Raw genomic sequence first — 12,862 nt, 5'->3', positions numbered from 1 at the left:
TTCTTCATTAACATTTCATTCTCTTCCCATAATAGTTTCAATCTTATTCGTGCCCACTTTCTTAATGATGACCAACAAAAAGAGGCTGTTGACATGATCAACAGCCTCTCTTTCTTAAACCTATTTATTTAACTCCCTTACTAAATAACTACCCGATACCCAGCCAACTTTTCCATTTAATAGCTTAACCTTATACCAACCGCCATTAGTGATTGGACTTTTACTTGAATCCACCACAAGCTCGACATATTGATGGTTCAATAAAGATCCCACCTTAGCCGCTGCCGTACTAGCGGATGCGCGTACATTCAAGGTACTCGTACCACCAACACTTACACGGGCTAAATTTTTTACAGTCATATAATTATTATATGTGCTTAAGCTAACCGTATTTGTATAATATGTTTTGCCCTTATAACTAACTTTCAACCAGTAATCATTCCATTTTTCGAGTAGATTAAAGGTCTCACCCTTCTTAATCGTTGCGGCCACAGTCGCTGAGCTGCTTTTTGAGTTTCTTAGACTAAGAGATGAATTGGCAACAGCCATCGTACCTGTTGGGAATACATCCTTTCCGCTTGGATAGCTTGGTTTAGTTGGTACCGTCGTATTTGGACGTTGACTGACAGCCCCTTCCTTGCTATAAGCCAATATATTCGACATATGGGTAGAAACCCTTTTTCCCCAATCGGAATCACTCGCATAGTAAAAGTTCATTCCTTTACTTAAATCAGTGATTCGATTTCCATTCGCATCCTTAATTGTATAACCTAGCGTTGCACCCTTGTACTTCCAGTTAGATGGATTTAAATAGGTTGCTTTCATTTCCTGTGCAATAAAGGCAATATTCTCTTCAATAGAAGCAAATTTGACGGAGCCAACAAACGGCGTACTATCGTAGGACCCAAAACCAAACAAGTTATTTTTTGCTAACGCAATTGTAGATTTTCCATAATTACTTTCATGAATGGCATGTGCTGCTAAATAAAGGGCATTCACTCCATATTTATTGGCTGCTGTAATAAATGCAGATCCTTTATTATAGAGAACACTATTAGTCGATGTTGCATGCTTTGCAATATAGGCATTAATTTGCGCAGCCGTTACAGAGGATTTTGTACGTAAATCAATATGTAGATAGGAATTCTTATTATTTTCATAAGAGTTCATTTTATCGTAATTCGCTTTTGTAATTAGGTAATCTCCTGAGACGTAGCCTGTTACTCCACCATATGTAACCCGATACCAGCCCTTGCTAGTTTTATAGGTAGATTTCACTTGAGTATATTTAGGGATTGAACCAACTTTAGCCGATGTTGTCGAATCGGAGGCACGAATATTCAACTTAGCAATCGGCAAGTATATGTTTTCCGTAACACCAGAACCGCTCGGGCTGCTGCCAGTATTGTTGCTTGAACTACTATACGCAGCCAAATACGTTCCGCTGACCCAGCCGGTTTTACCATTGTAACTCACTTTATACCAAATGCCAGATTTTGCAGTAGCTGTGACAATCGTATTTTTAGGTATTGTGTCTAATTTCTCTCCGGAAGTAGATGCTGTCTTTCTTAAATTCAGATTGGCCGTAGTCTTAAACATTGTATCTGTAAAAGACGTGCTTGATGAAGTTACCGTTTTCGAGAATTTAGACATATTGATATATCCCGTTTTTCCTCCATACGTTGTTTTATACCAATCTCCAATACGATAACTGGTTATTATTTTGGCTCCCTTTGGAATAGAAACTAAAGTCCCGTGTTTTTCCCCGGCAAATGAATATAAATAAGTATTTTGGTTTGCCGTATAGGAGGTACTTGTAACATTTGCTGCAGATACCTTACTTACTGATCCAGCTTTAATATAATAATTTTTCCCTTTAAAAGAAACTCGATACCAGGTTTCTCCTATACTATTGACTACTTTTTGGGTAGAAGAAAATATATTATTCTTAGGAATCGAATAAACAGCTGCTTTATTTGTATTGGCAGCACTATACAGGGAGCCTGTCGCATTCGTCTTATAGTAAGCAATACTTGTCGTTGTAGTTTGATTGTACTCCTTTATATACGAGCCGCTGACCCAACCGGTCTGACCGCTATAAGAGACCTTATACCACGAGCCGGATTTTGCTGTGGCTGTAATAACTTTATTCTTTGGTATAGTTAAGAGCCGACTGCTGCTTGTTGTGGCTTTAGACCTCATGTTTAAATAGGATGTAGTTTTATATTTAGTCGACTTAATCGTTGTTGACGCAGAAGTAGATGCACTTGTTTTGTTCGTAACCTTTATATAGCTGGAACTGACATAACCGGTTTTTGTTCCGTATTTCACCTTATACCAACTGCCGCTCTTTGATAGATACGAGACTGTTTTCCCCTTTGGGATGGTCGTTAAGATTACCGAACGGGTTGAAGCTGTTTTGCGTAAATTCAAATTGGCCGTCGTTGTATATACGGATGTACTTGTTGCCGGAGTAGTCGAACTCGATACAATCTTCAGATAGCTAGAGTTGACATAGCCTGTCTTCGATCCATATTTCACCTTGTACCAGCTGCCACTTTTAGATATATATGTGACTTGTTTTCCTTTTGGAATGGTTATAATTAGTTTTGCGGTTTTACTCGCTGTCTTTCTCAAATTCAGATTGGCTGTCGTCTTATAATATGTTCCAGCAGTTGCTTCAACTTTAGTACCTGTAAAACTCTGGTTGGGTTCAAGAGCTGGTCCAAAAATCAAACCAGTAGATAGAAGAACGGATGTTGCCATAACCTTAAGCGGTTGATTATTCCTATTATTCATTGCAATAAAAACTCCCTCTTTAGTAAATAAGACACCGAACTAAATTACTATTTTGATATAAAATAATTTTCTTATATAGTTTTAAAATTATCAAATAATTTGCTAGATACATAAATAATCATACTTGTTTATATTATTTTTAAATAATATAAACGCCGATCTCTTATTCTCTTTCACTTATACATCATTCAAAGTTAAATTTTCTCTATCCAATAGTGTATTTAATAAAAAAAGAGGTTGTTGACCATGTCAACTACCTCTTTTCCTAAATTCTATTTATTTAATTCTCTTGCTAAAAAAGAACCTGATGCCCAGCCAACTGTGCCATTAGATAACTTAACCTTATACCATCCGCTACTAGTGATTGGATTATTGCTTGAATCTACCACAAGTTCGACATATTGATGGTTTTTTAAAGTTCCCACTGTAGCTGACGCCGTATTAACTGACGCGCGGACATTCAACGTGCTGGCACCATTGACTCGCGCTAAATTTTTCACGGTCATATACTGATTATAGGTGCTCAGACTAACCGTATTTGTATAATATGTTTTGCCTTTATAATTGATTGTTAGCCAATAATCATTCCATTTTTCCAGTAGATTAAAGGTCTCACCCTTTTTAATCGTTGCGGCCACAGTTGCTGAACTGCTTTTTGAGTTTCTAAGACTGATAGAAGAATTGGCAACAGCGATTGTACCTGTCGGGAACACATCCTTGCCGCTTGGATAGCTAGGTTTGGCTGGAACCGTTGTATTTGGACTTTGGCTGACTGCCCCCTCATTGCCATAATCCAGGATGTTAGACATATGTTTGGCAATCTTATTTCCCCAATCGGAATCACTGGCATAGTAAAAGTTCATTCCCTTACTTAAATCAGTGATACGATTTCCATTAGCGTCCTTAATCGTATATCCAAGTGTCGCCCCCTTGTACTTCCAGTTAGATGGATTTAAATATGTGGCTTTCATTTCTTGTGCAATAAAGGCAATATTCTCTTCAATAGAAGAAAATTTAACCGAACCTACAAATGGCGTAATGTCATAGGATCCAAAGCCAAACAAGTTATTTTTTGCTAACGCAATTGTAGATTTTCCATAGTTACTTTCATGAATCGCATGTGCTGCTAAATAGAGGGCATTCACACCATATTTATTAGCCGCTGTAATAAATGCCGAGCCTTTATTGTAGAGAACGCTATTAGCTGATGTTGCATGCTTAGCAATATAAGCATTAATTTGTGCAGCTGTTACAGAGGATTTTTTACGTAAATCCAAATGCATATAGGAATTCTTATTTGCCTCATAAGAATTCATTTTATCGTAATTCGCTTTTGTGATTAAATACTCTCCCGATACAAAACCTGTTACTCCACCATATGTCACACGGTACCAGCCCTTACTTGTTTTATAGGTAGATTTCACCTGTGTATATTTAGGGATTGAACCAACTTTAGCTGATGAAGTAGAGTCGGAAGCACGGATATTTAATTCACTGATTGGTAAATATGTTGTTTCAGTTATAGCAGTGCCACTCGGTAATGTTGTTTGATTTCCGTTGTTACTACTTGAGCTGTTATTACCAGTACTGCTAGTGTATTTTGTCAAATAAGCACCACTTACCCAGCCGGTATAACCATTGTATGTAACTTTATACCAATCACCTGATTGTTCTGTAGCTGTAACTACTGTATTCACAGGTATTGTAGTCAATTTCGCACCCGATGCAGATGCTGTCTCACGTAAATTCACATTAGCCGTTGTTTTAAACTCTGTAGCCGTAAAAGACGGTGTCGTTGAAGAGACTGTTTTTGTGAATTTAGTCAAATCAATGTAACCTGTTTTTCCGCCATAGGATGTTTTATACCAATCACCAATTCGATAATTAGTAGTTACTTTAGCTCCCTCTGGAATAGTAACCAAAGTTCCGTGAGATGCTCCTGCAAAGGAATACAAGTAAGTCTTTTCTTTTGCCGTAAAGGACGTACTCGTAACGTTCGCCGCTGTTACCTTACTTACTGAACCAGATTGAATATAATAGTTATTTCCTTTATAGGAAACTCGATACCAGGTTTCTCCTATACTATTCACGACCTGTTGGGTAGAAGTGAACACATTATTCTTTGGTATAGAATAAACAGCTGCCTTATTTGTATTAGGAGCACTATACAAGGAGCTTGCAGCCTTTGTATTATAGTAAGTCGTGCTTGTCGTCGTAGTTTGATTATATTCTTGTAAATACGAGCCGCTTACCCAACCGGTCTGACCACTGTAAGAGACCTTGTACCAGGAGCCAGATTTTGCAGTAGCTGTGACAACAGTATTCGCAGGGATTGTATTTAATTTCGCACCGGAATCGGAAGCTGTCTTACGTAAAATTAAATTAGCCGTAACCTTATATTTTGTAGCCTTAATCGATGTTTCCGAAGTAGCAACTGTTTTCGTGAATTTAGTCAAATCAATGTAACCTGTTTTTCCGCCATAGGATGTTTTATACCAATCCCCAATTCGATAATTAGTGGTTATTTTAGCTCCCTTTGGAATGGCAACTAGTGTTCCGTGTGTTGCTCCTGCAAAGGAATATAAATAAGTTGCTTCCTTTGCCGTATAGAAGGTGCTCGTAACACTCGCTGCTGTCACCTTATTTACTGAGCTGGATTGAATATAATAGTTTTTTCCTTTATAAGAAACTCGATACCAGGTTTCTCCTATACTATTCACTACCTGTTGCGTAGAAGTAAATACATTATTCTTTGGTATGGAATAAACAGCTGCTTTATTTGTATTAGCAGCACTATATAAGGAACTTGCAGCCTTTGTATTATAGTAATTCGTGCTTGTCGTCGTTGTTTGATTGTACTCTTTTATATACGAGCCGCTTACCCAACCGGTCTTACCACCGTAAGATACCTTATACCAGGAGCTAGATTTCGCCGTGGCTGTGACGACTTTATCCTTTGGTATAGTGAGGATCCGTGTACCACTCGTTGATGCGTTGGATCTCATGTTTAATTTTTCTGTCGTTTTGTATTTAGTGGCCTTCATCGTTGTAGATGTAGACGTAGACGCAGAAGCTGAGGAACTTGTTTTTTTAGTAACTTTTATATATTTGGAGCTAACATATCCTGTTTTTGATAAGTATTTCACCTTATACCAGCTGCCGCTTTTAGATACATACGTCACTGTTTTCCCTTTTGGGATGGTCAATAACGTAGCTGAACTGGTTGATGCCTGTTTACGCAAACGTAAATTGTCTGTTGTTGTGTATACAGAAGTACTTGTTGCGGAGCCAGAAGATGAAACTGTTGAACTCGCCGTCACTTTTGTTAAATATTGCGAACTGACAAATCCAGTTTTAGTTCCGTATTTCACCTTAAACCAGCTGCCACTTTTAGATATGTAAGTAACCTGTTTTCCTTTTGGAATTGTTGTGATTTTTTGCGCCTTTGTACTTGCAGACTTTCTCATATTCAAATTATCGGTTGTTTTATAATATGTATCAGCCGCTTCAGCTACTTGTATACCCGTTAAACTACCTGTTGGCCCAACACCACCACCCAAAACCAGTCCGGTAGATAAAAGAACGGATGTTGCCATGACCTTGAATGGCAGCTTATTTCTTTTAATCATAAAAATCTCCTTTTAAAATGGAAATATCAAACAAAACTATTATTTTAATATATTTATATCTAATAATGATACTTTATATAACTTTTAATTACTTATCATTTTATTATATTAAACTAATTTTAGCATCTGCGGAATTATAACTTAATGGTAATTAAATAAAATAAAGAAGTTGATTACTGAACAGAACAGCAATCAACTTATTAAAATAATTATTTTCCTTTTTTATTTAAATAGATTTCATATATATAACACTCTAATTTTATGGGTTATTAGCATTCCTGTTTTTTGGTATTTAATAAATATAACCATGAGTAATTAAATCCATCATATCTATAGCTAATTTAATTTATTTTAGAGATCATGGGCGTGAAAACTTACCCATCCATTACTTTTTCTTTCTCTAATCCGAAAATACGTGTTCTTTCCTTAGTCATTTTCAGTATCCATCTTCATAATTTAGTTTAAAAAGCGCAAACAGGCTATCATCCTGTGATGATAGCCTGTTGATAAAAATTAAATTTCATGTATTTTATTTCGATGTGATCGTCATGCTGCTTTGTTTTTTAATAGCAGCTTCTCTAAATGCTTTTTGTTGAGCTGGAGTCATAGCTCTGTATTCTTTCAAGAATTTCTCATATTTTGGAACAACATCTTCCACTGTACCAAAATCTTTTATTTCTCCATATTCAAGCCATAAAGCTTTATTACAGAAATCCTTTATTTGTCCGATCGCATGGCTAACAAAGAAGATTGTTTTCCCCTGGTCTCGGAAGCTGTACATTTTCTTTTTGGATTTCTCAGCAAAAGCCTGGTCACCTACTGATAATGCTTCGTCAATAATCAGAATATCAGGATCAACGGTTACAGAAATCGCAAAACCAAGTCTTGATTTCATCCCGCTGGAATATTTCTTAACAGGCTGATCAATAAACTTGCCTATATCCGCAAATTCGATAATTTCCGGCTCCAATTCCTGAATTTGCTTTTTATTGAAACCCAGCATTAAGCATTTTAACTCAATATTTTCACGGCCAGTCAGCTGGTTATTTAAACCGGAAGCAATGGCAATTAAAGACGTTTGTCCAACTGTTTTAACTGAACCCATTGTAGGAGGTACTACACCGGCAATAATATTGGATAATGTTGATTTACCTGATCCATTAACTCCAATCAGTCCAATAACATCACCCTTACTTGCTGTAAAACTAATATCCTGAAGTGCATAGAAATCATCTCCATATCCTCCCGGAAGAAGAATATCCAATAATTTATCGGAGGTTTTGCTATGCATTTTGTATCTTTTATAAACATTTTTTACAATAACTGTTTCCATAGTAGACCTCACTCCATTTTACAAATAATCCACAAAATGATTTCTAAATTTCAAATGAAGCGCTGATCCAATCATGAGTAACACAATCGTTACTCCCCAAAAGTATAACGTATAGTCTGCATGCTCAATAAAGTACCAGGACTGGCCTAACATCGCTGCACGATACCCTTCCACTAGATACGTAAGTGGATTAAATTTAATAATCATTTGTAAAAATCCTGGCAAACTATTTGAAACCCACAAGATAGGGGTTAAATAAATCAGCATCCTCATGATGGCTTGGACAATCATCACTACATCACGGACAATGGTAGCCAACGTGGAGGTAACGAGTGTAACAGCAAAAAACAGAATGATAGCCGCAATCATAAAGTAAGGCAGCTGTAGATAATACAACGAAATAGGGAAACCACCAAACTGCAAAATAATAGAAACAATAATCACGATGACAATATGCTGATAAAATTTCGACATAATGACATATGAAGGAATCGCACTCATAGGAAAACTCATTTTAGAGATAAAATTAATCCTCGTATAAATCGATTTTGTTCCATCCATAATGGCAGGATTGGCAAAGAACCACAATGAAATTCCGGATAGCATCCAGTAGATAAATGGCACGTCCCCAATTTCTCTGCCTCCCCGGATTCCCATCCCGAATACAACCCAATATACTCCTATTTGAATCAAGGGATTTAAGAATTCCCACATGATTCCTAAATAGTTACTATTATTAGCACTTTTTAATTCAAATACAGACAATCGTTTTATTAAATAAAATGAACGTATTTGTTCTTGTATGACCGTAAACATAGACTTCATAAATTCTGAATATCCTTCCCCACTATTTTACAACAGATACATGTAATGCAAAGAGTCTTACAGCGCTCTCTGTCTGGATAGTATTGTTTTTTCATCAAACAAATATGAAATTAAGTTTTCGCTGGAATGTCCTTTTGAATACTTATTCCATTTATTTGCATACTCTTCAATCATGTCCATATCAAAGCTGTTCTCTTTAATGAGGTCAATAATCGCCTCTGTATTGTTTACTACTGGTCCTGGAACCATTTTTTCATATTGTTCCCAAAGTCCTCTATCTTTTGTGTATTCAACTAAATCATAGGCAAAGAATATCATCGGTTTCTTTAATAATGAAAACTCGTATGATATAGAGGAGTAGTCTGTTATTAAAATATCCGCAACGACCAATAATTCATTAATATCGTACTTTGGTTTAGAATAATTCAGGACAAAATTGGGATAGATTTTTGAATAGTCCGGAATATCCTTAATAGCTGGATGCAAACGTAACATAACGACATAATCGTTATGCAATTCATCGTATAATCTTTTTAAATCTAATTCTAACTGAAATTTATCCAATTCGTTATCACGATAAGTAGGCGCATATAATATTACTTTTTTATCCCAGAGCAATCTGTTCTCGTTAGTCAATTGATTGAATACACTTTCTTTTTCAGCCTGATTATAAAAAAAGTCAGTTCGGGGGATACCAGTTCTAATGATATTTTCTCCCTTTAAATTAAATGCATTCATGAAGTAAGTTCCCATAATATCAGAACCAACTACTACTTTGTTAAAACGTTTATAAACATCTTTAAAACGTTTTACAGCTTTTTCAGACCTGTTTTGAACAGAGGCATCTTCCAAGCCAAATTTTTTGATAGCTCCTGAGGCATGCCAAAGCTGAATACATTCCACTCCCGGTCTAAAGTCAGTGGCAGCCAAAAAACCATAATAATTATCAACAAATACATAACGAGATGTCGCCAAATGATAAATAGATTGAATGAAATCAATCGGATTTTTATTTTCAATCAGTGCTATAGTAGCATCCTCATATTGCTGAAACCTTTTATAGCTTGTACCCTTACATAAAAAAACCACGTCAAAAGCAATATGTTTTCGACGCATTTCTTCATATACATACTGAGTGTTATCACCAAAAGATACAATAAATGCCACCTTATTTTGGATAGGGAATAAATTAAAAATATTAAATACGATTTTAAAAATCAACAAATACAACTGAATAACAAGTTCTTTAACCATTTTTCACCTTAAATAAGTCTTTTTTGATTTGAGATGTTGAAATACCGATTGTTCTTGGCAAGTAAACGACCTGGCAGTGCTCTTTTAGAAAGTCAAAATGACCTTCCCAATCATCACCCATGACAAAAACATCTATATCATGTTCCTTAATATCTTTAATCTTCTGTTCCCAATTTTCCTCCGGAATCACTTCATCAACAAATTCAATTGATTCCAAAATCAGTTTTCTATTTTCATAGCTATGATAAGCTTTTTTATTTTTCGCCTTATTAAACTCATCAGTGGATAAGCCCACTACTAAATAATCGCCCATTTCCTTGGCTCTTCTTAAAATATTAATATGACCGACATGTAATAAGTCAAAAGTGCCATACGTAATAATCTTTTTCATTTCTACATCTCCTTACCTAGTTCATTAGCAAACTGGTAACTGACCAAAAAACGGAGCATCATACAAAAACAAGATGAAAACTTATTCTTAATTATATAACTCATGCATCTAACTTTCAAACCTGTGTCGAATACAATCTAAATTATATCGTATACACGTATTATTTGTAACATAAAGTTAACGCCTCTTTATGTTATATATGTTTATAACATGTCTAAGTCTTCATTTCATCTCACAAAAAAAGGAAATCATGATCTGGTCGATCATGATTTTTTAATTGGTTTTATAAATGTATCTACAAAACGTTTGGATGCTTTTCCATCAAAGTCTTCAAAGAATCGTTCTTTAAAAGCTTTAACCTTTTGAATGTTGAAGGAGTTTTGTTGAATCAGAGAGATAACTTGTTCTGTCTTCTCTGCAAGAGGGCCCGGGATAAATTCTTTGTACTCATAGTAGAAACCTCTATCTTCCAAATAATCCTCTAAATCGTATGCAAAGAAAATCATCGGCCTTTCAAGCAATGCGTATTCAAATATGACTGATGAATAATCACTTATTAATATATCTGTAATAGATAAAACATTATTGATATCATTCTTACTTAAATTTAATACGAAATCCTCTGCTTCTTTCGGTATGTCAATACCTTTCGTAACAGATGGATGAAGTTTCAATACTAATACATATTCATCCGATAGCTCTTCAGCCATTTTTTTTAAATCGAGCTGAATATTGAAGCTCGCTCGCTTTCCCGGACCTCCTCTAAAGGTTGGAGCATACGTAATGATCTTCTTATTACGTAAAGCCGGATAAACCGCTTCATATTTTTGTTTAATATATTCAATCCCTTCCGTATCAAAAAACACATCTGTTCTCGGAAGACCTACCGGATATACATTTTCTTCTGGTATATTAAAAGCTTCCGCATAGTGAGGGACTATTTCTTTACTTGTAACAGCCACTTTAGTATAGGAACCATGAGCTTCATTTTCAAACTCTTCCGTGTTGCTTTCTCGATAGCCTACCGCACTGTGTCCAAATTTCTTAAAGGCACCGGCAGCATGCCAAGTTTGAATCACTTCTGTTCTTTTTCTGGCCTTTAATTTATATAGCGGACGGTAATAATCATCCAAAATGACATATTTTGAAGTAGCAATGTCATAATATAATTTGGCAAACTCCTTACAGGATCTCTTCTTTTTAAAATATCCTACCACTTTATAGCCAGGTCTTGATTCCGCGATTTCATCATAAATACACTCAAAGGAATCCTGCAACTTTGGCATCTTATTTGATGCAAAAGTAATTTTATTTTGAAGAGGCAGAAATCCGGATAACGGAAAGACAATACGTCTTACAGCAGCTGTCTTTACTTTAGTCTTAAACCTTTTATATTTTCTGCCATACACATACATTTGGATAGGGAGGAAGCTGTTCTGCCTATCTGTTTTTTGGGTTGCTATAAATGTTCTTTTAAAAGAAGGGGAATTCAATAACCTGGATTCAGTTTTAAAAGAAATCTTATCAAAAGCAATATCCAAACATTCCTTATAACTTTTTCTTGCTGAAGATCCCATTAAATCAAATCGATTCACTAAGTTTTTAAAAATAACCGTATGAAGCGCTGGAATTTCATTAAACAAATTCTTATCTAAACTCTTTACCCAATCATTAAAAATTTTAAAGGTTTGAACTGCAATGTCGCTATTTCTGCTATCCACTGCATTACGAATTGCCGGCCATATATCTGCTGAAACCAAGCGATTGTAATAAAATTTCTTAACGTGAAAACGTGACACTTCGTTGTCAATATATTTCTCCCATAAAGGATCAGATATAGACATACTATTCATAATGTCTTTCAGAACACTTACTGAATTAACACGTACAGTTTGTGATAAAGATAGGTTATCCTCATCTTCTCTGGAACGATAATTATAAATCACTTTATCAATCGTATAAATATCAGCACCGGCTCGTAGATAAGCTTCAATAACAAATGGCTGATCTTCCGTTACCTTTATTCCTGATGGGAAGGATATATCCTTTATGATGTCACGGCGATAAATCTTATTGCATGGCCCCAAAGAATATAGTAATTCTTGATTAGCAACTAAGTTCTTTTCACCTTTTTCATACACTTTATTATTATAGTGACTGCCAATAAACCAAGTCTCCGTTTTATTAAAGCTCAGAGATGCTCCCAGCACGATAGCTGAATTCTTTTCAAGAGCGGCTTTGTACATACTCTCCAACGCATCAAGCGGCAGTATATCATCTGAATCCACAAAACTGATATACTCGCCTCGGGCTACTTTTAACCCATTATTACGGGCTGCACCAGGACCGGAATTCTCTTGCTTCACAAAAATGATATTGGAATATCTCTGACTGTATTCCTCAATAATCTCCGGGCTGCGATCAGTAGATCCATCATCTATCATAATGATTTCTATCGGTGATAGGGTTTGATTGACTAATGAATCTAATGTTTCCCGCAAATATTCTTCAACATTGTAGACGGGTGTAATGATACTCACTTTAATTTCTCTATTATTTACACCCTCAATTTGTTTAGTATCCATATTGACTTTAACCCCTCTTAGTAGTTGTTTTTCTGTTTTAATATTC

General features: G+C 35.6%; 6 protein-coding genes and 1 pseudogene. All 7 read right to left on the bottom strand.

All coding sequences use genetic code 11. The features are described from left to right. Positions 1 to 120: 120 nt before the first annotated feature. The 7 genes and pseudogenes from A8L44_RS11445 to A8L44_RS11415 all read right to left on the bottom strand — a co-directional run bounded on the left by A8L44_RS11445 (position 121) and on the right by A8L44_RS11415 (position 12,816). Positions 121 to 2,799, bottom strand: a complete 2,679-nt coding sequence (locus tag A8L44_RS11445; RefSeq protein ID WP_066105981.1) for an SH3 domain-containing protein — start codon at positions 2,797 to 2,799, stop codon at positions 121 to 123. A gap of 272 nt (positions 2,800 to 3,071) precedes the next feature. Further along, entirely contained in the window at positions 3,072 to 6,428 is a 3,357-nt protein-coding gene (locus A8L44_RS11440; RefSeq protein ID WP_066105978.1) for an SH3 domain-containing protein, read from the bottom strand. A gap of 553 nt (positions 6,429 to 6,981) precedes the next feature. Further along, positions 6,982 to 7,761: pseudogene (gene tagH, locus A8L44_RS11435) on the bottom strand (teichoic acids export ABC transporter ATP-binding subunit TagH); the annotation flags it as partial. 18 nt (positions 7,762 to 7,779) lie between these two features. Next, complete coding sequence (locus A8L44_RS11430) at positions 7,780 to 8,586, bottom strand: ABC transporter permease (protein WP_066105973.1); 807 nt, start codon at positions 8,584 to 8,586, stop codon at positions 7,780 to 7,782. Between the two features lie 57 nt (positions 8,587 to 8,643). After that, positions 8,644 to 9,840 (bottom strand): CDP-glycerol glycerophosphotransferase family protein, encoded by a 1,197-nt coding sequence (locus A8L44_RS11425; RefSeq protein ID WP_066105970.1) that lies wholly within the window; start codon positions 9,838 to 9,840, stop codon positions 8,644 to 8,646. Continuing rightward, a complete protein-coding gene (gene tagD, locus A8L44_RS11420) occupies positions 9,833 to 10,231 on the bottom strand; it encodes a glycerol-3-phosphate cytidylyltransferase (RefSeq protein ID WP_066105967.1) in 399 nt (132 codons plus the stop codon). The genes A8L44_RS11425 and tagD overlap by 8 nt, the downstream gene beginning before the upstream one ends. 263 nt (positions 10,232 to 10,494) lie before the next feature. Next, positions 10,495 to 12,816 (bottom strand): bifunctional glycosyltransferase/CDP-glycerol:glycerophosphate glycerophosphotransferase, encoded by a 2,322-nt coding sequence (locus tag A8L44_RS11415; protein WP_066105964.1) that lies wholly within the window; start codon positions 12,814 to 12,816, stop codon positions 10,495 to 10,497. Positions 12,817 to 12,862 lie beyond the last annotated feature (46 nt).

This window comes from Bacillus sp. FJAT-27986 (assembly GCF_001685035.1).
Taxonomy (GTDB): Bacteria; Bacillota; Bacilli; order Bacillales; family Pradoshiaceae; genus Pradoshia.
This window is presented reverse-complemented; position numbering and strand designations above follow the sequence as displayed.

Bases quoted from the DNA above. Each gene is read 5' to 3' on its own strand.
- A8L44_RS11440 (WP_066105978.1), bottom strand. From the start codon at position 6,428: ATGATTAAAAGAAATAAGCTGCCATTCAAGGTCATGGCAACATCCGTT.
- A8L44_RS11430 (WP_066105973.1), bottom strand. From the start codon at position 8,586: ATGAAGTCTATGTTTACGGTCATACAAGAACAAATACGTTCATTTTAT.
- A8L44_RS11425 (WP_066105970.1), bottom strand. From the start codon at position 9,840: ATGGTTAAAGAACTTGTTATTCAGTTGTATTTGTTGATTTTTAAAATC.
- A8L44_RS11415 (WP_066105964.1), bottom strand. From the start codon at position 12,816: ATGGATACTAAACAAATTGAGGGTGTAAATAATAGAGAAATTAAAGTG.
- tagD (WP_066105967.1), bottom strand. From the start codon at position 10,231: ATGAAAAAGATTATTACGTATGGCACTTTTGACTTATTACATGTCGGT.
- A8L44_RS11445 (WP_066105981.1), bottom strand. From the start codon at position 2,799: ATGAATAATAGGAATAATCAACCGCTTAAGGTTATGGCAACATCCGTT.